The organism is Duganella sp. CT11-25 (genome assembly GCF_047302815.1).
In the GTDB taxonomy this organism is placed as follows: Bacteria; Pseudomonadota; Gammaproteobacteria; order Burkholderiales; family Burkholderiaceae_D; genus Rugamonas.
The window spans coordinates 6,427,688-6,452,481 of record NZ_JBKBFD010000001.1 but is presented as its reverse complement, the minus strand read 5'-3'; the positions used below and the strand labels follow the sequence as shown (position 1 = coordinate 6,452,481).

At 65.3% G+C, this 24,794-nt stretch carries 20 protein-coding genes; 13 read left to right on the top strand and 7 right to left on the bottom strand.

Features of this window, described 5'->3' with window-relative positions; genetic code table 11:
• Positions 1–103: 103 nt before the first annotated feature.
• Positions 104–988 (bottom strand): transcriptional regulator GcvA, encoded by an 885-nt coding sequence (gene gcvA / locus ACEN9F_RS27980; protein WP_413425475.1) that lies wholly within the window; start codon positions 986–988, stop codon positions 104–106.
• 128 nt (positions 989–1,116) lie between these two features.
• Between gcvA and ACEN9F_RS27975 the strand changes: the two genes are divergently transcribed.
• Both ACEN9F_RS27975 and ACEN9F_RS27970 read left to right on the top strand, forming a co-directional pair.
• On the top strand, positions 1,117–2,517 hold the full coding sequence (locus ACEN9F_RS27975) for an amidase (RefSeq protein WP_413425473.1): 1,401 nt from the start codon (positions 1,117–1,119) through the stop codon (positions 2,515–2,517).
• A 1-nt stretch (position 2,518) separates the two neighbouring features.
• Positions 2,519–3,760, top strand: a complete 1,242-nt coding sequence (locus ACEN9F_RS27970; protein WP_413425471.1) for an MCT family MFS transporter — start codon at positions 2,519–2,521, stop codon at positions 3,758–3,760.
• A 92-nt stretch (positions 3,761–3,852) separates the two neighbouring features.
• Here ACEN9F_RS27970 and ACEN9F_RS27965 read toward each other — a convergent pair whose 3' ends face one another.
• The 3 genes from ACEN9F_RS27965 to ACEN9F_RS27955 all read right to left on the bottom strand — a co-directional run bounded on the left by ACEN9F_RS27965 (position 3,853) and on the right by ACEN9F_RS27955 (position 8,900).
• On the bottom strand, positions 3,853–7,071 hold the full coding sequence (locus tag ACEN9F_RS27965) for an efflux RND transporter permease subunit (protein ID WP_413425469.1): 3,219 nt from the start codon (positions 7,069–7,071) through the stop codon (positions 3,853–3,855).
• A gap of 15 nt (positions 7,072–7,086) precedes the next feature.
• The gene (locus tag ACEN9F_RS27960) at positions 7,087–8,265 is read right to left on the bottom strand and encodes an efflux RND transporter periplasmic adaptor subunit (RefSeq protein WP_413425467.1); all 1,179 of its coding nucleotides are present in this window, start codon (positions 8,263–8,265) and stop codon (positions 7,087–7,089) included.
• Between the two features lie 212 nt (positions 8,266–8,477).
• Positions 8,478–8,900, bottom strand: coding sequence for a divergent PAP2 family protein (locus tag ACEN9F_RS27955; RefSeq protein ID WP_413425465.1), 423 nt, complete (start codon positions 8,898–8,900; stop codon positions 8,478–8,480).
• A gap of 108 nt (positions 8,901–9,008) precedes the next feature.
• Here ACEN9F_RS27955 and ACEN9F_RS27950 point away from each other — a divergent pair, with 108 nt between their 5' ends.
• The 3 genes from ACEN9F_RS27950 (at position 9,009) to ACEN9F_RS27940 (ending at position 11,508) form a co-directional block, all read left to right on the top strand.
• Positions 9,009–10,067, top strand: a complete 1,059-nt coding sequence (locus ACEN9F_RS27950) for a DUF475 domain-containing protein (RefSeq protein ID WP_413425463.1) — start codon at positions 9,009–9,011, stop codon at positions 10,065–10,067.
• Positions 10,068–10,102: 35 nt separating this feature from the next.
• The gene (locus ACEN9F_RS27945) at positions 10,103–10,474 is read left to right on the top strand and encodes a hypothetical protein (RefSeq protein WP_413425461.1); all 372 of its coding nucleotides are present in this window, start codon (positions 10,103–10,105) and stop codon (positions 10,472–10,474) included.
• 89 nt (positions 10,475–10,563) lie between these two features.
• The gene (locus tag ACEN9F_RS27940) at positions 10,564–11,508 is read left to right on the top strand and encodes a hypothetical protein (RefSeq protein ID WP_413425459.1); all 945 of its coding nucleotides are present in this window, start codon (positions 10,564–10,566) and stop codon (positions 11,506–11,508) included.
• Between the two features lie 108 nt (positions 11,509–11,616).
• On the opposite strand, the gene ACEN9F_RS27935 is transcribed toward ACEN9F_RS27940, so the two are convergent.
• Together ACEN9F_RS27935 and ACEN9F_RS27930 are read right to left on the bottom strand one after the other, a co-directional pair.
• Positions 11,617–13,899, bottom strand: a complete 2,283-nt coding sequence (locus tag ACEN9F_RS27935) for a hypothetical protein (RefSeq protein WP_413425458.1) — start codon at positions 13,897–13,899, stop codon at positions 11,617–11,619.
• Positions 13,900–14,014: 115 nt separating this feature from the next.
• Positions 14,015–15,097 (bottom strand): serine/threonine protein kinase, encoded by a 1,083-nt coding sequence (locus ACEN9F_RS27930; RefSeq protein WP_413425456.1) that lies wholly within the window; start codon positions 15,095–15,097, stop codon positions 14,015–14,017.
• 61 nt (positions 15,098–15,158) lie between these two features.
• Between ACEN9F_RS27930 and ACEN9F_RS27925 the strand changes: the two genes are divergently transcribed.
• From ACEN9F_RS27925 to ACEN9F_RS27905, 5 genes are all read left to right on the top strand, one after another.
• A complete protein-coding gene (locus tag ACEN9F_RS27925; protein WP_413425454.1) occupies positions 15,159–15,854 on the top strand; it encodes a UPF0149 family protein in 696 nt (231 codons plus the stop codon).
• Positions 15,855–15,858: 4 nt separating this feature from the next.
• A complete protein-coding gene (locus ACEN9F_RS27920; protein WP_413425452.1) occupies positions 15,859–16,698 on the top strand; it encodes a dienelactone hydrolase family protein in 840 nt (279 codons plus the stop codon).
• Positions 16,699–16,837: 139 nt separating this feature from the next.
• The gene (locus tag ACEN9F_RS27915) at positions 16,838–18,739 is read left to right on the top strand and encodes a DUF1800 domain-containing protein (protein WP_413425450.1); all 1,902 of its coding nucleotides are present in this window, start codon (positions 16,838–16,840) and stop codon (positions 18,737–18,739) included.
• A 13-nt stretch (positions 18,740–18,752) separates the two neighbouring features.
• Positions 18,753–20,108, top strand: a complete 1,356-nt coding sequence (locus tag ACEN9F_RS27910) for a DUF1501 domain-containing protein (protein WP_413425448.1) — start codon at positions 18,753–18,755, stop codon at positions 20,106–20,108.
• A gap of 53 nt (positions 20,109–20,161) precedes the next feature.
• Positions 20,162–21,493, top strand: coding sequence for an Nramp family divalent metal transporter (locus ACEN9F_RS27905; protein WP_413425446.1), 1,332 nt, complete (start codon positions 20,162–20,164; stop codon positions 21,491–21,493).
• 104 nt (positions 21,494–21,597) lie between these two features.
• Here the strand turns inward: ACEN9F_RS27905 and orn are convergent, their stop codons facing one another.
• Positions 21,598–22,194: an oligoribonuclease gene (orn, locus tag ACEN9F_RS27900; RefSeq protein WP_413425444.1), complete on the bottom strand. Its 597-nt coding sequence runs from the start codon at positions 22,192–22,194 to the stop codon at positions 21,598–21,600.
• A 66-nt stretch (positions 22,195–22,260) separates the two neighbouring features.
• Between orn and ACEN9F_RS27895 the strand changes: the two genes are divergently transcribed.
• Genes ACEN9F_RS27895 through rsgA form a run of 3 tightly spaced genes read left to right on the top strand, consistent with a single transcriptional unit; the run spans position 22,261 to position 24,784 of the window.
• The gene (locus ACEN9F_RS27895; protein ID WP_413425442.1) at positions 22,261–23,532 is read left to right on the top strand and encodes a M48 family metallopeptidase; all 1,272 of its coding nucleotides are present in this window, start codon (positions 22,261–22,263) and stop codon (positions 23,530–23,532) included.
• Positions 23,529–23,873 carry a 4a-hydroxytetrahydrobiopterin dehydratase gene (locus ACEN9F_RS27890; RefSeq protein ID WP_413425440.1) on the top strand — a complete coding sequence of 115 codons (345 nt, stop codon included), beginning with the start codon at positions 23,529–23,531 and terminating at the stop codon, positions 23,871–23,873. Before ACEN9F_RS27895 ends, ACEN9F_RS27890 begins: the two co-directional genes overlap by 4 nt.
• Positions 23,870–24,784, top strand: a complete 915-nt coding sequence (gene rsgA / locus ACEN9F_RS27885) for a ribosome small subunit-dependent GTPase A (protein ID WP_413425438.1) — start codon at positions 23,870–23,872, stop codon at positions 24,782–24,784. The genes ACEN9F_RS27890 and rsgA overlap by 4 nt, the downstream gene beginning before the upstream one ends.
• Positions 24,785–24,794: the final 10 nt, after the last annotated feature.

The following is a 24,794-nucleotide window of genomic DNA, read 5'->3' as shown; positions in this document are numbered from 1 at the left end:
CAGGAAGGCCAGCAGCATACTACATTTATAAATCAATTTAGAAGTGCGGGCGCTAGAGGGGAAATACTAATTAAAACCTTGAAACCGAGCAATTGCTCTGCATTCAATCCACGCCCGCCAGGATCCAATCCCTGAACGCGGCGACTCCGGGACGATCATGATTTGCTTCCGGATAGACCAGATAATAGGCAAAGGTTTCCATCTGGATAGGTTCGGCAAGCATCGCCAGGCGTCCCTCGGCGATATCGGGCTCGACCATCGCCGCAGGAAGCAGCCCGACACCCTGGCCCGCCAGCACGGCCCTATGCAGCAAACCGGAATCGTCAAACGACGGCCCGCGCGGCGCACTACTTTCGTCGATCCCCTGTGCCTGGAACCACAGGCTCCAGCCTTTTCGATCGGCATCATGGATCAGCGGCCAGCGCGTCAACGCGGCTGCCGAAACTGGCGGGCCCAGGCGGGTCACCAGCGACAGCGCGGCCACCGGCACCATTTGCACCGAGACCACGAGATGGCTGTCGAGGCCGGCATATCGGCCGGCGCCGTGGCGCACGGCGAGATCGACGCCGCCGCGCGCGAAGTCGGCCAGCGCATTGCTGGTCACGATCTGCAGGTCGATATCGGGATGCGCATCGTGAAACGAGCCCAGGCGTGGAATCAGCCAGGACGCAGCGAAAAACGGGGTCACGCTGATGGTCAGCGCCCCCGTGTCCACAGCGGCGGACAGGCGTCTCGACGCGTCGGCGATCTGGCGGAAAGCGTTGCGCACCGGCGGCAGGTAGTCCCGGCCCGCCGGCGTCAAGACGATGCCCCGGTTGATACGCTCAAACAGCTTGATACCGAGATGCGCCTCCAGGACCTTAAGCATCTGGCTGACCGCGCCGGGCGTCACGCATAGTTCTTCGGCGGCACTCTTCACGGACAGGTGGCGGGCCGCTGCCTCGAACGCCCGCAACGCGTTCAACGGTGGCAGTCGTGGATTTTTCATTTAGTTTTTCTAATCAAAAAGATGAAGAAATTCTGGTTTGTCCTTCATGGCAATCCAGCTTATCGTTCAGGTGATAGATTATATATTCTAATTCCAACCGAACCACCTAATTAACTGAAGGAATGAACGTGCCCACTAGCACCGACCTGCATTACCTTGAACTCACCGAGATCGCGGCATTGATACGCAAACGCATCATCTCGTCGAGGGAGGTGACGCGCGCCCAATTTGATCGCATCGCTTTGCTGGACGGCGAATTGCACAGCTATGCCTTGCTGATGGCCGATACCGCATTCATGCAGGCCGACGCGGCGGACGCCGAGATCGCCGCAGGGAAGGTGCGCGGACCACTGCATGGCGTGCCCATCGCGGTCAAGGATCTTTGCCAGATTGAAGGCGTCCGTACCGGGGCCGGCATGACCATCGGGCGCAGCGTCGCGGATCGCGATGCCACCGTGGTACGGCGCCTAAGGGATGGCGGCGCCGTCCTGTTGGGCAAGACACAACTGACGGAAGGCGCGTACTCCGACTACCATCCGTCCATCACTCCGCCACGGAATCCATGGAATCCCGATTACTGGACGGGCATCTCGTCGAGCGGTTCGGCGGCCGCGACGGCCGCTGGACTGTGCTACGGGGCGCTGGCGTCCGATACCGGCGGCTCCATCCGCTGGCCGTCCGCGGCGAACGGCGTGACAGGCCTGAAGCCAAGCTGGGGCCGGGTCAGCCGCTACGGCGTCGTCGAACTCGCGGCCTCGCTGGATCATGTGGGCACCATTGCCCGCAGCGCGCGCGATGCCGGAACGCTGCTCGGTGCGATAGCCGGCGGCGACCCGCAAGACCCGACGTCCCTGCGCGATCCCGTCCCCGATTACCAGTGCCCCGGCGACGCAAGCTTGAGCGGGCTGCGCATCGGCATCGACCGGGCGTGGAACGGCGACGGCGTCGATGCCGGCACACAGGCCGTGCTGGCGAATGCGAGCGCGGCATTTTCCGAGCTCGGCGCCCGGATCGTCGAGGTACAGTTTCCCGATGTGCGCCAGGTCGTTGCCGATTGGGTGCCCAATTGCGCGGTGGAAGCCGCCGTGGCGCATCAGGCGACCTATCCGGCGCACAAGGAACAATATGGCCCGATCCTGGCCTCGGTGATCGACGCGGGACGCGCGATTTCCGCAATCGAATTCCAGCACATCCTCTTGCGGCGCATGGCGTTCCGTGGCCGTGTGGACGCGATATTTGGCGCCATCGATCTGTTGCTGACGCCGGTTCAACCGTTCGCGCCCCTCACGCTGGCGAAGATCAAAACCCTGGGCGAGCAGCCGGAGCTCATCGCCGCGTTGCAGCGATATACCAGTCCGTTCGACATGTCCGGCCATCCGACCCTGACCCTGCCCGGCGGCTTCAGCGCAGAAGGCATGCCGATCGGCATCCAGCTTGTTGCCGGCCGCCTGGCCGAGGCAACACTGATCCGTGCCGGCGCCGCTTTCCAGTCAGGCTCAGCGTGGCACCAGCGTCATCCGGTGGTTTAAGATGCGCTCAACAACCGCACCGGATCAACTGTTTTATGGCTGGATGGTCGTTGCCGCCGCTTTCGCCATCACCTTTGTCGGTTTCGGCAGCGCCTACACCTTCAGTGCCTTCGTGGTCCCGCTGCAACGCGAATTCGGCGCGTCGCGCGGGTCGGTGTCGCTGGTCTTTTCCCTGGCGGGCTTCCTGTATTTCGGACTTGGCGCGCTCAGCGGCCCGCTGGCCGACCGCTGGGGCGCGCGCCGCCTGGCGGTGCTCGGCATGCTGTTGGTCGGCATCGGTCTCGCGCTCGCCAGCGCGGCGCGCAGCATAGTCGAGGTCTACGCGGCCTACGGCCTTGGCATCGGGCTGGGAGTCGGCTGCGCCTATGTCCCGGCCATAGGCGCGGTGCAGCGCTGGTTCGTCAAGCGGCGCGGCTTCGCCTCCGGACTGGCGGTCAGCGGCATCGGCATCGGTACGCTGGTCATGCCGCCGGTCGCCTCATGGCTGATTGCCGCCGTAGGGTGGCGGCACGCCTATCTTGCACTGGGCGGCCTGGCCGCATGCATAGGCGTGAGCATGTCGCTCTTCATCGTGAACGATCCAGCCGACAAGGGATTGGGGCCGGACGGCGGACCTGCGCCCACCGGCCGCGCCAGCGCGGTCCGCGCCGGCGCATCTTTGCGCGACGCGCTCAGGACACCGCAATTCCTCGGTCTGTACGCGGCTTGCCTGATCTGCTCATTCGGGGTCTTCGTGCCCTTCGTCCACCTGATGCCATACGCCCTCGACCATCAACTCAGCCCATCGGCGGCCGTGCTGCTGCTTGGCGCCATCGGCGTCGGCAGCACGGCGGGGCGATTCATACTTGGCGGGCTGGCCGATCAAGTGGGGCGAAAGCACTTTCTTCTGGCGATGTTTCTCGGGATGGCGGCGGCCCTGGCACTCTGGCCGTTCACCTCGCGCTTTGGGTCGCTGGCCACGTTTGCACTGCTGTTCGGACTCTTCTACGGCGGCTGGGTGGCCATCCTTCCCACTGTGGTGATGGACCACTTTGGAGGACGCAATGTCAGCGCCATCATCGGCATCCTGTACACGAGCGTCGCGCTCGGCACGCTGGTCGGCCCGAGCGCAGCGGGCTTCATCTACGATGCCAGCCATAGCTATACACTGCCGATCATCGCGAGTGCCGTTGCGAATGTGATTGCCGCCGCCATCACGGCGCTGTCCTGGCGAAACAAAGGCAGCGTCGCCCACGGGATCTAGCAAGAAAAAAAGCCAATCGCTTTCGGCGATTGGCTTTTTTTCTTCGATGGCACCAGGCTTACATCAACCTGGTGCTGGGTTCACTTTCCGCGTCACACGACTTCGGCCGCCGGGACGACAGGGCCGCCGCGGCCGGTCAGCTTGAACACCACTTTCATGACCAGGCGGAACACCCAGCGCGCGAACACAAGGGTCAGCAGCGCTTCGACCAGGGTCACCACCAGGGCCGGCGCGGCGCTCCAGCGTTCGGTGCGGCGCTGGAACTTGGCGATCATGCGGTCCTTGCTGATCTCGATGCTGTCGTAGAAGGTCGGCACCATCAGCAAGGTCAGCAGGGTCGAGGTGATCGTGCCGCCGATGATGGAGATCGCCATCGGACGGTAGAACTCGCCGCCCTCGCCCAGGCCCAGCGCGACCGGGAACATGCCGGCGATCAGCGCCAGCGTCGTCATCAGGATCGGACGCAGGCGCATGCGGCCGGCGTACATCAGCGCATCCTCGCGGCCATAGCCCTCTTCCTCACGCTTGCGCGCCGCGTCCAGCAGCAGGATGGCGTTCTTGGCCACCAGGCCCATCAGCATGATCACGCCGATCAGGCTCATCAGGTTGATGGTGCTGCCGGTCAGCAGCAGGCCCAGCACCACGCCGATCAGCGACAGCGGCAGCGACAGCATCACCGCGATCGGCGCCGTGAAGGAACCGAACTGCATCACCAGGATCAGGTACATCAGGCCGACGCCGGCGATCAGGGCGATGCCCATCGCGCCAAACACCTCGTTCATGTCCTTGCCGGCGCCGCCCAGGTCCAGGCCGTAGCCCGGCGGGAAGTCGATGTCCTTGACCAGCTTCATGGCGTCGCTGGTCACTTCGCCCGGCGAGCGGCCTTCGACGTTGGCGGTGACCGTGATCACGCGCTTGCCGTCCTTGTGCTTGATGGTGGACGGGCCCTTGCCCATCGTCACGCGGGCGATCTGGTCCAGCGGCACCATTTGATTGGTGCCGGTGACGGCGATCGGCAGGCGCTCGATGTTCTCCGAGCTGGTGCGGTCTTCCGGCGCCAGGCGCACGGCGACGTCGCGCGACTCGCCGGTCGGGTCGACCCAGTCGCCCACTTCGATACCGGCAAACGCCACCCGCAATGCCTGCGCGGCGTCGCCGGCGGCGATGCCCATCGAATTGGCCAGGCCACGGTTCAGCTCGATCTGCAGCTCGTCCTTCGGATCCATCTCGGACAGGCCGACATCCACCGCGCCCGGCACCTTGCGCAAGCGGTCCATATAGGCGTTGGTGATCTCCATCAGCTTGCGCGACTCGGTGCCGGTGAATTCAATCTGCACCGGTTTGCGGGCGCCGTTGCTCAAGTCGTCCAGCACCGTGTACTCGGCGCCGACCAGGCCCGCCAGCTTCTGGCGCAGCTCCTTGGCCACTTCCACCACGCCGCGCTTGCGCTCGTTCTTCTTACCGATGTCCACATAGATGCGGCCGCCGCTCAGATTGACGTAGCTGTTGGTTTCCTTGGTTTCCTTGATCGAACGGGCGATCACGGCGGCCTTTTCCAGTTTCAGACGCGAGTATTCCAGGCTGCTCGACGACGGCGTACGCACGTCGATGGCGATGGTGCCCCAGTCGGACGCCGGCACGAAGCTGGCGCCGCCGAACTTGACCTGCAGGCCCAGCGCCGCCACCAGGCTGACCACGGCGATCACTACCATCGAACGGCGGTGGTGCAGCGCCCATTCGATCACGTAGCCGTAGCGGTCGGCCTGGTGGTCGAACCATTCGTTGAAGCGCTGCAAGACTTTCTCAAAGCCCTTGCGCGGCGCCGTGTGGTGATCCGGCGGGTCGCCCCAGAAGGCCGACAGCATCGGATCCAGGGTGAACGAGATCAGCAGCGACACCGCCACCGAGCAGGTCACGGTCAGCGCGAACGGACGGAACCATTCGCCGGTGATGCCCGGCATGAAGGCCACCGGGATGAACACGGCCATGATGGAGAAGGTGGTCGCGGCCACCGCCATGCCGATCTCGGCCGTGCCCTTCAGCGCGGCGGTGCGGCGGTCGGCGCCCATCTGCATGTGACGCACGATGTTTTCGCGCACCACGATGGCGTCGTCGATCAGCACACCGATCGCCAGCGACAGGCCCAGCAGCGTCATGAAGTTCAGCGTGAAGCCGCACAGCCAGACGCCGATGAAGGCCGCCAGCACCGAGGTCGGCAGGCTCAGCGCGGTGATCAGGGTCGAGCGCCACGAGTTCAGGAAGGCGTACACCACGAAGATGGTCAGGCCGGCGCCGAAGATCAGCGACTCGATCACGTTGTTCAGGCTGGACTCGGCGTTTTCGCCGTCGTCTTCCGTCACTTCCAACGTGGTGCCGGACGGCAGGTCCTTGCGCATCTCTTCGACCATCGCGCGGATTTTCTTGGCCACGGTCACGGTCGAGGCATCGCGCGAGCGGGTCACGGAAATCCCGACGTTCGGCTTGCCGGAGCGCACGCTCAGGCTGTTGACCTCGGCAAAACCGTCTTCGATCGTCGCCACCTGGGCCAGGCGCACCAGCTCGTTGCCGTTGCGCTTGACCACCACTTGCTGGAACTCTTCCGGACGCTCGATGCGGCCGACCAGGCGGATGCTCTTCTCGTCCAGGTCGCCGCGCACCTTGCCCACCGGCGCGTTGGTGTTCTGGTTGCGCAGCGCGTTGACGACGTCGCCGACGGAGACGTTGTATTCGCGCAGTTTCTCCGCCTTCAGCAGCACGCTCAGCTCGCGCTTGAGCGAACCGTCGATATTCACCGAGGCCACGCCGTCGATGCCGCGGAAGCGGTCGGCCAGCTTGTCTTCGGCCAGGCGCGAGATGACCGCGTGGCTCTGCGTGTTGGACGACAGCGCCAGCTGCATCACCGGCTGCGCCGACGGATCGATGCGCTGCAGGATGGGTTCGCGCATCTCGGTCGGCAGCTTGTAGCGCACCGCCGCGATGGCGTTGCGGATCTCGTCCGACGCCTCGATCAGGTTCTTGGTGAAGGTGAACTTGATGAAGATGCTGGCCGAGCTTTCCGAGGCGGTACTATTGACTTCGGTCACGCCGGTAATCGACTGCAGCGATTTTTCCAGGCGGTTGACGATCTCGCGCTCGACCGTCTCCGGCGACGCGCCCGGATACGGGATGTTGACCACGATGAACGGCACTTCGACGTCCGGGTTCTGGTTGACGCGCAGCTTGGTCAGCGCCATCAGGCCCAGGCACATCATGGCCACGATCAGCACGATCGTGGCGATCGGCCGTTTGATACTGAAATCCGATAAGAACATGGCTGGTTATCCTTTTTATTTGCCAGTGGCGGCAGGCGCCGACGCCGAGGCCACCGCTTTCGGCGCGCTCAGTTCGACCTTCTGGCCATCCTTGAAGCCGGACGCCGGCACGCGCACCACCATGTCGCCGGTGGCCAGGCCGGTCAGCACCTGCCAGCGGCCGCTGCGCTCGTCGCGGGTGCCGATGGTCAGCGGCACCTTGGCCAGCTGGCCGCCCTTGACGCGCCAGACATAGTTGGCGTCGCCCGCCTGCACCAGCGCCGACGGCGGGATCATCAGCGAAGACGAGGTCTGCGACTCGACGCGGCCCTCGGCATACAGGCCGGCCACGCGCGGCTGGGCCGGCTCGCTGAACTCGACCAGCACCTCGACCTGGCGGGTGACGGCGTTGGCGGCCGGATCGACGCGCTTGACCTTGCCGCTGAAATTCTGGCCAGGGTAGCCGTTGACGCGGAACAGCACCGGCTGGCCGACCTTGACCACGCCGATCTTGTCGGCCGACACCAGGCCCTCGAAGCGCATGCTGGCCGGGTCGATCACCTTGATCAACTCCTTGCCCACCTGCGCGGTGTCGCCGTTGGACACCTTGCGCTCGCTGACGATGCCGTCAAACGGCGCGCGCACCACGGTGCGGGTCAGTTGCTGGCGCGCCGAGACCGAACGCGAACGGGCGGCCGCCAGGTCGCTCTGGGCGTTGTTGCGGCGGATTTCGGCGTCTTCCTGCGCCTGGGTCGACACCATGCCGGACGCCAGCAGGGTTTTCTGGCGCTCGTACATGCGCTGGGCCTGGGCCAGCGTCTGCTCGGCGGCGCGGGTCGCCTCGTCGGCGGAATTGACGCTGTCGCGGATCGACGTCTCGTCCAGGCGCAGCAGCACGTCGCCCTTGCGCACCGGCTCGCCGTTTTCCTTAAGTACCTGAAGAACAACGGCGCCGACCTCGGCGCGCAGGTCGGCGCGGCGCTCCGGCTGGATCGAACCGGTGATCACCGGGCCCGAGGCCAGCGCGTTCGATTCGACGGTGATGGTGTCCTCAGGCGACATCAATAACGTCACCAACGGCTCTTTCTTGTCGTCTTTACCTGCGGTAGCTGAGGCCGAAGCGCTGGCTCCGGCTTTTTCAGGCTCCTTGGCTGATTTGCCGCATGCGACCAGGGCAGAGGCAATGGCGAGAGCAAGAAGGGTTTTGCGCAACATAAAGTTCTCCGAGAAATTGGCACATTGGTGCTTATTAAAATTTTAGCCAGACTACAGGCGGCAGAGTATCCCCGAGCGCCCGGCTGAGGTCAATCACAGTGCGACGGACGGTAGAATTTGTGGCTGAATTGCCAAATACGGGGATAAACGGTAAAGCGGGAAAGATGGAATGGCGGGCGCGGACGTCCCGCCGGACACACAGCCGGACAGTCTCAGCCGCGGCCGAAAATGGCGTGGATGGCATGGGCGATGGCGATGCCGGTGCACAGGCCGCCGGCGATCTCCACCAGCGTATGGCCCATGCGCTCGCGCAGCCACTTGTGTCCGGTGTCGTCCTTGGCCAGGCGGTTGATGGCGGCGGCCTGCTTGCCGACGTGCTGGCGCAGGCTGTTGGCGTCGATGATGACAATAAAGCACAAGGTCACCGCGACGCCGAAGGCAGGATGGCCGATGCCCTCGCGCAACGCGATCAGGGTCGCCATGCTGGACACCACGGCGCTGTGGTTGCTCGGGAAACCGCCGTTGCCGACCAGGTTGAACGCCCATTTGCGCGCCTTGGCGCTGTTAATCAGGAACTTGATCGGGCCGACGGTGATCCAGGTGATCAGCGGCGTGACGAGGTAAGCGATGTCCATCTGTGGTCCTTTGCATTTTTATGGTGCAATTATCGCAGATGGCCCCACAGCGGCGGAAGCAAGTATTATAAAATCCAACCCTTGATCCAAATTTCAATAAAGACAACTATGCAGCATTTCCGCATCTCTTTCGCCGTCACCTTCATCTTGATGGTCCTGGCCGGCTGGTGGGGCTACAACCACGGCGGCGTCAGCGGCCTGGCGCAAGCGCTGTGGATCACCGCCGTGCTGGGCGTGATGGAAGTGTCGCTGTCCTTCGACAACGCGGTGGTCAACGCCTCGGTGTTGCGCCACTGGAACGAATTCTGGCGCAAGCTGTTCCTGACGGTCGGCATCCTGGTCGCCGTGTTCGGCATGCGGCTGGTGTTCCCGCTGCTGATCGTCTCGATGGCCACCGGCCTGGGCCTGCTGGAAGTGTGGACCATGGCCACCACCACGCCCGAGGTCTACTCGAAGCACCTGACCGGCGCCCATGCCGAGGTGGCCGCGTTCGGCGGCGCCTTCCTGCTGCTGGTATTCCTCAACTTCCTGTTCGACGATCAGAAGGAACTGCACTGGCTGGGCTGGATGGAGAAGAAAATGGGCCAGCACGGCACCGAAAGCCTGTCGGTGCTGCTGGCGCTGGCGGCGGTGTTCGGCTGCGTCGCGCTGGTCGGCGCCGAAGAGCAATACAAGGTGCTGACGGCCGGCATGGTCGGCGTGATCGTCTACCTCGCGGTCGGCTGGATCAGCACGCTATTGGAGGAAGACCCGCCGGCCGACGACGACGACACCACCGAGGCGGGCGTCGGCCAGGTGGCGGCGACCGTGGCCAAGGGCAGCTTCGGCGGCTTCCTGTACCTGGAAGTGCTGGACGCCTCGTTCAGCTTTGACGGCGTGATCGGCGCCTTCGCCATCACCAGCGACGTCGTCATCATCATGCTGGGCCTGGCCATCGGCGCCATGTTCGTGCGCTCGCTGACAGTGTTCCTGGTGCACAAGGGCACGCTGGAAGAATACGTCTACCTGGAGCATGGCGCCCACTACGCCATCGGCATCCTGGCCATCATCATGCTGGCCAGCGTCAAATACCACATCCCCGAATGGTTCACCGGCCTGTCGGGGATCGTCTTCATCGGCTTCTCGCTCTGGTCGTCGCTGCGCCACAAGCGCAAGCACGCCGCGTGATAAGATTAAAAACATTGCATAACCCAGACTGATCCATGACCACTACCAAACGCGTCCTGCTGTATTTCATCGGCCTGCTGGCCGCCGTCCTGCTGCTGTTTGCCGGCTATACCTGGGCGATGCTGCACATCTCCTACTCGGACGGCGAACGGGCCGGCTACCTGCAGAAATTCTCCAGCCGCGGCTGGATCTGCAAGACCTGGGAAGGCGAGATCCTGTTGACCTCGATGCCGGGCGCGATCCCGGAAAAATTCGAGTTCAGCGTGCGCGACGAGGGCGTGGCCCAGGCGCTGACCGCGGCCACCGGCAAGCGCGTGGTGCTGACCTACGCCCAGCACAAGGGCGTGCCGAGCCAGTGCTTCGGCGAGACCGAGTACTACATCACCCGCGTCCAAGTGCAGCAATAGCCAAAAAACAAGGCGCGGCCGGCCCGCGATACGGCAGACAGCGTTTGATTATTTCCGGTAGACTCGGCCTTTTGCCGGAAACTTATCTTATGCAACGGACCTTGCTTGCCGCTGTCGCGCTCGCGGCCTCCGCCTCGCTGTCCGCGCAGGAACTGGCCATCCAGGCCGGCGCACTGCGCGTCAACGAGCAGCACGAAAACAGCTTCAGCGCGGGCGTCTCCTACGCCCATCCGGTCACCGAGCACCTGGGCCTGAGCCTGAGCTACCTCAACGAGGGTCACCCGACCGACCACCATCGCGACGGCGTCGCCGGCCAGGTCTGGCTGCGCAGCGGCTACAACCAGCCGGGCTGGTCTTTTGGCGCCGGCGCCGGCCAGTATTTCTATTTCGACACCACCGATCTTGGCGACGACCGCTACACCAACGATCACGGCTGGGCGGCCATCTACAGCCTGCAGGCGACCTACCACTACCGCGACAGCCGCTGGTACAACCAGGTGCAGGTCAACCGCATCACGCCGGCCGGCAAGGACTCGACCACCGCGCTGATGGTCGGTGTCGGTTACCAGTTCAATGGGGTCAAAGGCGACAAGCTGCACCTGGACGGGCCGTCGACCGACGACACGCTGACGCTGCTGGCCGGCCAGGGCATCACCAACAGCACCAGTTCGGAACGGGCCAGGACGATGGCGCTGGAATACCGGCGCGCGGTGGGGCGCTATGTGGATTGGACGGTCACGGCCATCACCGAAGGCAACTCGGCGCAATCGAACCGCGACGGCGTCGCCACGCAACTGTGGCTGATCCGCTCGTTGAGTCCGAAGGTGGAAATCGGCATGGGCGCCGGGTTTTACTTCAACGACAAGGTACCGGACGGCGAAGGCCAGCGCTCGCACAAGGCCGGGCTGGTCAGCATCGCCAGCCGCTATCACCTGGCCAAGCGCATCGTTGGCGAGATCTCGTGGAACCGCGTCGTCACCGACTACCACCGCGACGCCGACCTGCTACTGATCGGCCTCGGCTACAGCTTCTAAACTTCGGGGTCAGGTCCAAAACCCGGACACGACCTCGACTATGGAATACTGTTACACAAGAGACCGTGTCCGCATTCCAGACCTGACCCCGGAGCACAGCTTTTAAACTCAGCGGGAGCGCCAGACGGCTTTGCCGGCTTCGGCTGGCTGCGATTGGCGGGCCGCTTCCTTGCGGGCGCGGGCGGCGTCCAGCGTGGCGACGACGGCGCCCTCTTCCGCGACCACTTTCGCTTCCACCGCGGCCAGCACTTTTTGCGCGGCGCCGTAGCGGCGGGTTTCCAGTTCCAGTAATTTCTGCTTGGCCGCCGTCATCGCGACGGTGGCGTCGGCGACCTTGCGCTGCATGGCGGCGTGCGCTTGCGCGGTTTCCAGCAAGGCCTGCTGGGCGGCGGCCTTGTCGGCAATGGCTTGCGTAGCGGCTTGCTCAGCCAGTTCGCGCTGCTGCATCGCGTCGGCTTCGGCTTGCGCTTCGTCGGCGCGCTGACGGGCGCTGGCGGCGACGTTCTTTTCCGCTTCCAGGCGGCCGGCGATGGCTTTCGAGGCGCGGATTTCCGCTGCCGTGGTCAGGCGTTGCTGCGTCAGTTTCTGGTCGATCAGCGCCAGCGACTGACGCTCGGTTTCAACAAATTCACGTTCAGCCAGCAACAGCGCTTCGGCGGTCGCGGCTTTTTCCTGCTCGACGCGGGCGCGCTCTGCGTGCACCACGCCCAGCTCCACGGCCAGGCGGGCTTGCGCCGCCAGCGCTTGTGCGGCGATGGCTTTCTGTTCGGCTTCCAGCGAGACCTGCTCAGTCATCTGACGCGCGGCTTCGGCTTCCTGCTGCGCGGCGGCGGCCAGGCGCTGCTCGGCTTCCTCTTGCTGGCGATAGGCTTCGGTCTGCGCGCGCTCGGCGGCGATGCGGTGCTGGGCGGCGTCGCTGGCACGCTGCTCGGCTTCCAGTTTTTCCTTCAGCGCGGCGATGGCTTGCTGCTCGGCAGCTGCGCGTGCCCGCTCGGCTTGCAGCAGTGCCTCGGCCTGCGCGGCTTTCCGCATGGCCAGCGCATTGGCTTCATCCTGCGCTTCGACGTGCAGTGCCAGCGTGGCGATTTCCTGTTGCTCGGCGGCGTTCTGGCTGGCGGCCAGTTCGGCTGCGGCGCGCGACATGGCGGCGCGCTCATCGGCCAGGTCGGCGGCGCGTTGCTGTTCCAGGCTGTCGGCGCGGGCCGCTTCGGCGGCCGCTTCATCGGCGGCCTGGCGCAGCTTGGCTTGCTCCAGCGCGTGGGTTTCGGCTTCCACCTTGGCGTGGGTTTTCAGTTCGGCTTCCTGCTCGGCCTGCACTCGGGCCAGCGCGACGGCGCGCAACTGGCTGTCGACTTCGATGCGGGCTTCGGTCGCGGCCAGGATGCTGGCGTCGGCGTCGCGGCGCGCCTGCGCGCTGGCGGCGGCGACCATTTCCAGACGCTCGCGGTGGATCGCGGCGTCGCGGATTTCCTTTTCGGTTTGCAGACGCAGGTGCACCGATTGCGCGGCGCTGCGCTCGGATTCGGCCTTGGCCAGGGCGATCTGTTCGCGCTCCTGCTCCAGATGGGCCAGCGCGCGGGCTTCTTCCAGCGCACGCACTTCGGCGGCGGCGCGGTTGAAGGCGGATTCCAGCGCGATCTGGTCGGCGCGTTCGCGCTGGCGGGTCAGATCCAGCGCTTCGGCTTCGGCTTCGGCCAGCATCTGCGCGGTCTGGCGGGCGCCGTGGGCGTGGCGCTCGCGTTCGCGCGCCAGGGTGGCGACGCGCGCATCGGCGGAGGCGATGCCGACCACTTCTTCTTTCGCGGCCTGCACGGCGGCGACGCGCTCGACCGCCTGCAGACGGGCTTGCTCGGTTTGCGCGGCCAGTTCCTGGGCAGCGCGGGCGGCCTGTTCGGCCAGCTCGGATTCGGCGGCGATCTGTTCATGCGCGCGCTGGCGGCTTTCGTTCTCGGCCTTGGCGCGCTGCTCGGCGGCCAGGCGGATCCTGGTGTCGGCTTCGACACGGGCGCGCAGCTCGGCGGTTTCCTGCTTGACGGCGTCCAGGCGGGCGACGCTGGCCTGGGCGGCGGCGCGCAGCGATTCGAGGCGGTCGCGGTTGGCGGCGATCGCTTCTTCCGATGCCTGGGCATTTTGCTGCGCGGCGGCGGCGGCGGCGGCGTCCATGGCGGCGCGGTCTTCGGCCAAGGCGCGGGCGCGGGCTTCGGCGTGGGCGCGGTTTTCGGCGGCGCAGGCGGCCTTGGCGTCGGCTTCAACGCGGGCGATCGCTTCCTGGATCGCCTTCATTTCCATGGCGGCGCGCGGGGTGTGGGTCGATTCGTCCGGATCATGCAGCGACACCATAGGGAGCAGAGTGACGTTGTCGCTGTCTTGTTGGGCCAGTTGTGCTTGCATGAGAGTTCTCGCTAGACGATATGCCCCGGCACCAACCGGGACTTCTGAGTTCTCATTATCAAGTAGCGGGCAAGCAAGCCGAACCGCAAGAAGAGGTGGAAAACCCCGCTATTTCTCAGACTGGCAGCGGCGGCTCGTCCATCAGCGCGACCTGCTCGCGCAGTTCGAGGATGCGGTCCTGCCAGTAGCGCTGCGTATTAAACCACGGGAAAGCCACCGGGAAGGCCGGGTCGTCCCAGCGCCGCGCCAGCCAGGCCGAGTAGTGCATCAGGCGCAAGGTGCGCAGCGCCTCGACCAGGTGCAGCTGGCGCGGGTTGAACTCGCAGAAATCCTCGTAGCCGGCCAGGATGTCGCACATCTGGCGCACCTGGTCGGCGCGGTCGCCGGACAGCATCATCCACAGGTCCTGGATCGCCGGCCCCATGCGGCTGTCGTCGAAGTCGACGAAGTGCGGGCCGGCGTCGGTCCACAGAACATTGCCGCCATGGCAATCGCCGTGCAGGCGCAGCTGCGGCAGCTCGCCGGCCCGGTCGTAGCTGCGGCGCACGCCGTCCAGCGCCTGCTGCGAGATGCTGGCATAGGCCTCCTGCAGGTCGGGCGGGATGAACTGGTTGGCCTGCAGATATGCGCAAGGCTCGGTGCCGAAGGTGGCGATGTCCAGCGCCGGCCGCTCCTGGTAAGGCTTGACCGCCCCCACCGCGTGGATGCGGGCGATGAAACGCCCGGTCCACTCCAACACCGACGGATCGCTCAATTCCGGCGCTCGGCCGCCGTGGCGGGTGAACACCGCAAAGCGGAAGCCATTAAAGTGATGCAGCGTCGAGCCGCCCAGCGCCAGCGCCGGCACCACGGGGATCTCCAGCGCCGCCAGTTCCTCGGTAAAAGCGTGCTCCTCCAGGATCGCCGCGTCGCTCCAGCGCCCCGGACGGTAAAACTTGACCACCAGCGGCTTCTCATCCTCGATGCCGACCTGGTAGACGCGGTTTTCATAGCTGTTCAGCGCCAGCAGGCGGCCGTCGCCGCGCAAGCCTATGCTGTCGAGCGCGTCGAGCACGCACTCGGGATTCAGCGCGGAATACGGATGCGGCACGGTTTCCTGCGCGCCGCCGTCGGGGCCGCCATGCTGGTCGGCCATGGCTGCGGCCAGCGCCGCCGCACGGGCGTCTTCTTCTTCGTCGTCGAAATGATCTTGGTTCATCCCCGCATTGTACGGGGCCGGCGTGTATACTGTCGGCTTCAATCCAAGAAAAGAGCAAGCCATGCAACTCGATCAGCCACTGAGCGAAAAAGAATTCGACGAATTAGACGCCTTCCTGCTGGGCGACCGCAGCCCCGAAGATGCGATGACGATGGACATGCTGCACGGCTACCTGACCGCCATCGCGATCGGCCCGGAAACCATCATGCCGGCCGAATGGCTGAAGGGCGTGTGGGGCAAGGAAGCCACCGACATCCCCAAGTTCAAGCACGAGAAGGAAGAGGAACGCATCCTCAACCTGATCATGCGCTTCATGAACGAAGTGCTGGTGACGTTCGAAGTCGCGCCCAAGGAATTCGAGCCGCTGTTTGTCGAGCACGAGCACGAAGGCCAGACCCTGATCGACGCCGAAGCCTGGTGCTGGGGCTTCTGGGAAGGCATGGAGCTGCGTCCGGGTTCTTGGGACGAGATCTGGGAATCGGAAGTCGGCGAGCTGATGAAGCCGATCTATCTGCTGGGCGCCGACGAGATCGAGGAAGAGGAACTGGCGCTGGTGGAAGATCCGGTCAAGGCGCACAAGCTGGGCCAGGAACTGGAAGCGAACTTGCCGGCCATCTACAAGTTCTGGGTGCCGCGCCGCAAGGCCGCCGTCACCACCCTCGTGCGCGACGAGCCGAAAGTCGGCCGCAACGACGACTGCCCTTGCGGCAGCGGCAAGAAGTACAAGAAGTGCCACGGCGCGGATACGGCGGAATAAGCCGATGACGATGCGGCGCGCGGCGCTTTGCCTGCTGTTGGCGGCCGCCTGCGCGTCCGCCACCGCGCAGACCGAACTCGTCGCCGACCGCACCACGCCCACCGAACAGGCCGGCAACGCCGCGCAGCTGCAAAGCCTGGACCGCGAAGCCTGGAGCGCCGGCATCTTTGAAGCCGGCGCCGGCGCCCTGCCCTACCGCTTGCTGCCGCCGCCCGACATCCAGCCCGGCCAGCGCTACCCGCTGGTGATCGTGCTGCACGGTTCCGGCGCGGTCGGCACCGACAACCGCAGCCAGCTCGGCCAGTTGGCCGTGTCGTGGGGCGCGCCGGCGATCCGCGCCCGCTTCCCGGCCTACGTGCTGGCGCCGCAGTTCCCCGAGCGCAGCGCCAACTACCAGCCTTCCGAAGCCGACGGCCTGCTGGCCGCCCGGCCCGGCCCCAATATCCCGACGCTGACCGCGCTGGTCGCCCAGCTCGGCAAGCAGCACCCGATCGCCGCCGACCGCATCTACATCACCGGCTTCTCGATGGGCGCCTCGGCCGCCACACAATCGCTGCTGTTCCAGCCGGGTATGTTTGCCGCTGCTGTCGCCTTCTCCGGCATTCCGCCGGAACGCGGCGCCGCCGCGCGGCTGTCGGCGACACCGCTGCTGATCGTGCACGGCAACGCCGACACCGAAAATCCCATCGAGCCCGACCGCGCGCTGGTCGCCGCCTTGCAGCGCCAGCCCGGCGCCAGGCTCCGCTTCCTCGAATACCAGGGCATGGAACACCAGGTTCCGGCCGACATGCTGCTGTCCGCCGCCTGGCGCGACTGGCTGTTCGCGCAGCGCCGCAGCGACTGACAGTTCTTGCCGCCGGACCTGACAATTTTTGTCCCCGCGCTGCAAATTTTGTCGCATCCCCCAAAAAATCAATGACTTAGCTTCTGGCATAAATGTTGCCTAATGACATGCATTGTCCAGAATAATAAGGGAGAAGCCGATGTCATTGTCACCAACCAGCGCCTGGTCTGTCGCTTGCATACTCAGCCTGAGCGGCTCCGTCTGGGCCGCCACCGCCACCATTGAAAGCTCCGCCAAAGGCCAGGTCCGGCTGGGGAGCAAAGTCTGGTTGGTCGGCAAGGTGGACGGCAAAGGCGTCTTCATGAACTTTGCCGTCAACGGCATCCCGGGTGGCAACGCCACCTATGGCAAGCTGAATTCGCAAAATGGCGAATACACCGCGCCCGCCGTGCTGCCGGCCAATGCCGTCATTACCATCACCGGCGCCACCACGCAATATGCTGGCGCCTACGCCAATATGACCGCCAGCACCACGCTGACGCTGAAGGCTGAAGCGACGCCGGTACCTACCCCAGCACCGGCACCAGCGCCAAGCCCGACACCAACGCCGGCGCCGGCACCGGCACCAACACCAGCCCCGGCGCCCGCCCCGCCGCCGATCGGCCAGCACCCCGTGCCGGACGCCGCCCGCATCAGCGCCGTGCGCCTGCTGGAGCAAGCCACCTTCGGCGCCACCCCTGCCGACGTCGCCGCAGTCAAGGCCAACGGCCAGGCCGCCTGGCTCAAGCAGCAATTCGCGCTGCCGGCCAGCGCCATCCCGGTCACCACCGACATGCGCGTGCTGCAAAACGCCTGGTACGACAACATGGCCAGCGGCCCGGACCAGTTGCGCCAGCGCATGATCTTCGCGCTGTCGCAACTGTTCGTCGTCTCCGCCGACAAGAACCCCTACGCCAACGAAATCCAGCCCTGGCTGACCGCGCTGTCGAACCATGCCTTCGGCAACTACGGCGCGCTGCTGCGCGAGATCACGCTCAATCCGGCCATGGGCAAATACCTCGACCTCGGCAACAGCATCGCGCCATCGCCGAATGAGAACTACGCGCGCGAAGTGATGCAGCTGTTCACGCTGGGCCCGGTGATGCTGAACCAGGACGGCAGCATGCAGACCGACCGCAACGGCGATCCGGTCCCGACCTACGACCAGGCCCGCATCAGCGACTTCGCGCGCGCCCTCAGCGGCTGGACCTACCCGGGCGCCAGCGCCACCGGCATCAACTGGGAAAACTTCAGCGGCCCGCTGCAGCCGCGCGACGCATTCCACGACAAGGCCAGCAAGACCTTGCTGCTGGGCGCCGTGCTGCCGGCCGGCCAGAGCGCCGTGCAGGACCTCGACGGCGTGATGCAGAACCTGTTCCAGCATCCCAACCTGCCGCCGTTCGTCGCCACCCGGCTGATACGCGCCTTCGTCACCAGCAATCCGAGCCCGGCCTACATCACGCGTGTGGCCGACGTGTTCGCCTATGGCGCGGCCGGGCGCGGCGACCTGCAGGCGACGCTGACCGCCGTGCTGACCGATCCCGAAGCGCGCCAGGACACGGCGGCCGCCGCGCAAGGCCGCCTGAAAGATCCGATGCTGCAATCGCTGGGCCTGTTCCGCGCGCTGGGCGCCACGATCAACGATCCAGGCAACCTGTTCTGGGACTACTTGCTGCTCGGCCAGAAGATCACCGCCGCGCCGAGCGTGTTCAATTTCTACTCGCCGATGACGCGCCTGCCCGGCGCGCCGCAGTACTACGGCCCGGAATTCCAGCTGTATGCGCCCAGCATGGCCGTGGCGCGCGCCAACTTCCTCTACAAATTTATTTCCGGCGAATACAAGGGCATGGTCAATCTCGACATCGCGCCGTTCGTCAGCGCGGCCGGCGACGCCACCACGCTGCTCAACCTGGTCGACTCCACCTTGCTGGCGGGGCGCATGTCGGCCACCGCACGGCAGGCGATCGGCACCGCCGTCAACGCCTCCGCCGACCAGCGCCAGCGCGCCATCACCGCGCTCTACCTCGCCGCCATCAGCGCCGAGTTCGCCGTCGCCCAATAAGAGAGGAATGCATATGAGCCACGCCACAACCCGCCGCCGCTTCCTTGGCGCCAGCGCGCTGTCCACCCTCGGCATGCTCGGCATCGCCGCGCCGGCGCGCGCCGCCGTCACCGACTACAAGGCGCTGGTCTGCGTCTATCTGTTCGGCGGCAACGACGGCAACAACATGATCGTGCCGCTCGACGGCGCCCGCTACGCGCAATACACCGCCATTCGCGGCAACCATGGCCTGGCGCTGTCGACCGCCGCCAAGACGCTGCTGGCGCCACGCAGCGCCACCTTGCAGGCGGTCGCCGATCCGATCGCGCAGCCGTTCGGCTTCCACTACGGCATGCCGGAACTCGACGCGCTCTACGGACAGGGCCAGGTCGCCGCCGTGCTCAACGTCGGCAGCCTGCGCCAGCCGCTCACCAAGGCGCAATACGCCGCCGGCGTCGCCGTGCCGGCGCAATTGTTTTCGCATCCCGACCAGACCATCCAGAACCAGGCCGGCACGCCCTCCTCCGCCGCCAGCGGCTGGGGCGGACGCCTGGTCGACGTGCTCGGCACCGGCGGCGACCTGGATGCGATCTCGGTCGGCGCCGGCGGCCTGTTTGTCGAAGGCGCCAGTACGCACGGCAATCTGTTGCCCGGCAACGGGCAGCTGGATTTGGCCGGCATGAATTTCTGGCCGCAGAAGGAGGCCGATGCGCGCCGCGCGGCGCTGGTGCAGATCCTGTCGGCGCAACATCCCAACCTGATCGCCAACGCCGCCAACAAGGCGCTGCTGAACGGCATGGAGCTGGTGACCGACCTCAAGGCCGCCAACGCCGGCGCGCCGCTGGCGACCGCGTTCCCCGGCACCTCGCTGGGACAGCAGTTGAAGACGGTGGCGCAGCTGATCCGCATCCGCGCGCCGCAAGGGCCGGGACGGCAGGTCTATTTCGTCTCTCTGAGCGGCTTCGACACGCACGGCGGCCAGGCCTACCAGCAGTTCGACATGCTGCGCCAGGTATCGCAGGCGCTGGCCGCGTTCCAGCTGGCGCTGTCGGAAGTCCGCGCCGAGCGGCAAGTGACCAGTTTCACCATGTCCGAGTTCGGCCGCACCTTGCAGCCGGCCAGCGGCGGCACCGACCACGCCTGGGGCAACCATCACCTGGTGCTGGGCGCGGCGGTCAAGGGCGGCGTGTATGGGCGGTTCCCCGATTTCAAGCTGGGCGGCAAGGATGACGCCACCGGGCGCGGCGCGTGGATACCGCAGTTCTCCAACCAGCAATATGGCGCCACGCTGGGCCGCTGGTTCGGCGCCGATGCGGATACGCTGGAAAACCAGATCTTCAAGAACGAACTGGGCAACTTCGCGCTGAAGGACCTCGGCTTCATGGGATAGGGAGCTGCCCCGCTTTCTAAAGTAGAATTTAGGCATCATTTTCCTGGATGCCTATGTTCTCACTGCCGTTCAAGCTGCCGACCACGGCCACCGCGCCGTTCTGCCCCTCCGAAGTCGCCGGCACCGTCCAGGTGCCCGAGGGCGATCCATTCTGGAAGAAAGTAATGCGTTTCGCCGGTCCCGGCCTGCTGGTCTCGGTCGGCTACATGGACCCGGGCAACTGGGCCACCGCGATACAGGGCGGCTCGCAGTTCGGCTATCAGCTGCTGTTCATGGTGGTGCTGTCGAGTTTGGCGGCCATCGTGCTGCAATGCCTGAGCATGCGGATGGGCATCGTCACCGGCAAGGATCTGGCGGTGCATTGCCGCGAGCAGTACCGGCCGGCGGCCAGCAAGACGCTGTGGGGCTTCGCGGAGATTTCCATCATCGCCTGCGACCTGGCCGAAGTGCTGGGCTGCGCGCTGGCGTTCAAGCTGCTGCTGGGGGTGTCGTTGCCGGTCGGCGTGGCGCTGACGGCGCTCGACACCTTGATCGTGCTCGGCCTGAAAGGCAAAGGCTTCCGGCGGATCGAGGCGATTGTGCTGGGATTGATCTTGACCGTCGCCATCTGCCTGTTCAGCGAACTGGTGTTCATCAAGCCGGACTGGCATGCGGTGGCGGCGGGACTGGTGCCGTCGCTGTCGGCCTTGTCGTCGCGCGAGCCGCTGTACCTGGCCATCGGCATTCTTGGCGCGACCGTGATGCCGCACAATCTGTACCTGCACTCGTCGGTGGTGCAGACGCGCGTGGTGTCGCCAAAGGACAGCGCCAAGCGCGAAGCGATCGGCCTGTCGCGCATCGACACCGTGGTCTCGCTGCTGCTGGCCCTGCTGATCAACGGCGCGATCCTGGTGCTGGCCGCCGCCGCGTTCCACCAGCCGGGAAATGCGCGTGAGCTCGATATCGACGACGCCTACCGCTTGCTGGAACCGGTGGCCGGCACGGCGCTGGCGGCGATCCTGTTCGGGCTGGCCTTGCTGGCTTCCGGGCAAAGCTCGACCTTCACCGGCACCATCGCCGGCCAGGTCATCATGGAAGGTTTCCTGAAGTTGAAGATCCCGTGCTGGCAGCGCCGCATCATCACGCGCGGCCTGGCCTTGGTGCCGGCGATGATCGGCGTGCTGACCTTGGGCGAGCACTCGGTCGGCAAGCTGCTGGTGCTGAGCCAGGTGGTACTCAGCCTGCAACTGCCGTTCGCCATGTACCCGCTGATCAGCCTGACCTCGCAGCGCCGCATCATGGGCGGTTTCGTCAACGCCTGGTGGACCACCGCGCTGGCGTGGCTCCTGTTCGCCGTGATCTCATCGGCCAACCTCTGGCTGGTGTGGCAGGCATTCGCGGAATAAGCGAGAACAAAACCGGGGTCAGATACCGGCAATCGGACACAAACTCAGCAGCAACATGGCTGAGGCCGTGTCCGGTTGCCGGAACTGCCCCGGCGTTGTCGCGATTACAATTTAATGAAGTGCTCGCGGTAGTATTTCAGCTCTTCGATCGACTCGATGATGTCGGCCAGCGCGGTGTGCATCTGGTGTTTCTTGAAGCCGGCCACCATTTCCGGCTTCCAGCGCTTGCCCAGCTCTTTCAGCGTCGACACGTCGATATTGCGGTAATGGAAAAACGCCTCCAGCTTCGGCATGTAGCGCACCATGAAGCGGCGGTCCTGGCCGATGGTGTTGCCGCACATCGGCGCCTTGCCCTTCGGCACCCACAGCTTCAGGAACTTGATCAGCTCTTCCTCGGCTTGCGCCTCGCTCACGGTCGACGCCTTGACGCGGTCGATCAGGCCCGAGCGGCCATGCGTGCCCTTGTTCCAGTTGTCCATCTTGTCCAGCGTCTCGTCCGACTGGTGGATCACAAACACAGGCGCTTCTGCCAGCACGTTCAAATGCATGTCGGTGACGATCACGGCCACTTCGATGATGCGGTCGGTGTCGGGCTCCAGCCCGGTCATCTCCATATCAACCCAGACCAGGTTGTACTCATTCTGGCGCGGGGCGGCCGCCGCCGGTGCGGAACCTTCTGGCAAATCATTAGCTTGTGACATAATTCTCTCTTGGCCGTCTTTGGCCATCCTGTTTATCCGAATCCGCCATTTTCTCACAGGCATAGAATGTATTCACTCGCGTTTTCGATTTTGTTTGTTTCTTTCATCGTTTTGACGCTGATCGTGCGCTTCTGGCTGGCCTCGCGCCATATCCGCCATGTGCTGTCGCACCGCAGCGCCGTGCCGGCCGAATTCGCCGAGAAAATCCCCCTCGCCGCCCACCAGAAGGCGGCCGACTACACCATCGCGCGCACCAAGTTCGGCCTGCTGACCTTGCTCATCGACACCCTGGTGCTGGTCGGCTTTACGCTGCTGGGCGGCCTGCAATGGCTGTCGGTGCAGATTTTCAACGCCACCGGCCCCGGCATGGTCTACCAGCTGGCCCTGCTGGCCGCCTACGCGCTGATCGCCGGCGCCATCGCGCTGCCGTTCGACTACTACAAGCAGTTCGGCCTGGAGCAGCGTTTCGGTTTTAACAAGATGACGCCGGGCCTGTTCTTCGGCGACATGGTCAAGGGCACGCTGCTGGGCGCGGCCATCGGCCTGCCGCTGGTGTGGGTCATGCTGACCTTGATGGCCAAGTCCGGCAACCTGTGGTGGTTGTACGCCTGGCTGGTGTGGAGCGGCTTCCAGCTGCTGATGATGGTGCTGTTCCCGACCGTGATCGCGCCGATGTTCAACAAGTTCACGCCGCTGGAAGACCAGTCGCTCAAGTCGCGCATCGAGGGCCTGATGGCGCGCGTCGGCTTCGCCTCCAAGGGCCTGTTCGTGATGGACGGCTCCAAGCGCAGCGCCCACGGCAACGCCTACTTCTCCGGCTTCGGCGCCAACAAGCGCATCGTGTTCTTCGACACCCTGCTGTCGCGCCTGCAGCCGCAGGAAATCGAGGCGGTGCTGGCGCACGAGCTGGGCCACTTCAAGCTCAAGCACATCATCAAGCGCATCGCCATGATGTTCGCGCTGTCGCTGGCCTTCCTGGCCCTGCTGGGCTACCTGAAGAACCAGCTGTGGTTCTACACCGGCCTGGGCGTCGATCCGCTGGTGCTGCCGGGCCAGACCAACGACGCCATGGTGCTGCTGCTGTTCATGCTGACCCTGCCGGTGTTCACCTTCCTGTTCGGCCCGCTGACCTCGATCAGCTCGCGCAAGCACGAATTCGAGGCCGACGCCTTCGCCGCCAAGCATACCGACGCCCGCGACCTGGTCTCGGCGCTGGTCAAGATGTACGAGGACAACGCCTCGACCCTGACCCCGGATCCGCTGCACTCGGCGTTCTACGACTCGCACCCGCCGGCCAGCGTGCGCATCCGCCACCTGCACATGGCGGCGGCATCATGATCGCCACCGGCGCCGACCTGCTGGCCAGCCGCTGCCGTCCGGCCACGCACGCGCTGGACGCCGCCGAGGCCGCGCGCCTGCTGACGCTGGTGCCCGGCTGGGCGCTGGAAGACGGCAAGCTGGTGCGCACCTTTACCTTTAAAAACCACTATCGGACCATGGCCTTCGTCAACGCGCTGGCATACCTGAGCCACACTGAAGACCATCACCCTGAAATGACCGTCACCTACAACCGCTGTATCGTGCGCTACGATACCCACTCGGCCCACGGCCTGACCGACAACGACTTCATCTGCGCCGCCAAGGCCAGCGCGCTGTACGACTCGGCGGTGAGCGCATGAACAAGCCAGCCGGCCAGCAACTGACCGCCATCATCATCGCCGCCCACGGCCGCCACTACCTGGCCGAGGTCGACGGCGCCAAGCTGCAATGCGTCACGCGCGGCAAGAAGACCAACGTCGCCGTCGGCGATCTCGTGCGCATCACGCTGACCTCGCCCGACCAGGGCGTGATCGACAGGATCGAGGAACGCAAGACCCTGCTCTACCGCTCGGACCAGTACAAGTCCAAGCTGCTGGCGGCCAACCTGACGCAGCTGTTCATCGTCGTCGCGACCGAGCCCGGCTTCGCCGACGACCTGGTGTCGCGCTCGCTGGTGGCGGCCGAGGCGGCCGGCATCAAGGCCCACCTGATCCTCAACAAGACCGACGTCACCGAATCGCTGGCGCGCACCCGCGAGCGCCTGCAGCCCTACGCCGCGCTGGGCTATCCGGTGCACGAGGTGTCGGCCAAGGGCAAGCCGGAGGAAACGCTGGCCACGCTGAAGCCGCTGCTGGCCGGCCAGTCGTCGATCCTGATCGGCCAGTCCGGCATGGGCAAGTCCTCGCTGATCAACCTGCTGGTGCCGGACGCCGACATCGCCGTGCGCGAGATTTCCGCCGCGCTCGACACCGGCAAGCACACCACCACCTTCACCCGGCTGTACCAGCTGCCGGAACTGGGGCCGGACTCGTCGATCATCGACTCGCCCGGCTTCCAGGAATTCGGCCTGTACCACCTGAGCGAAGGCATGCTGGAGCGCGCCTTCGTCGATTTCGCGCCCTACCTGGGGCACTGCAAGTACTACAATTGCCGCCACCTGATCGAGCCGCAATGCGCGATCCTGGCGGCCGTGGCGGACGGCAAGGTCGCCAAGATGCGCCACACGCTGTACGGCCAGCTCTTGCACGAATCATCACAAACATTGTATTAACAAAAACAAT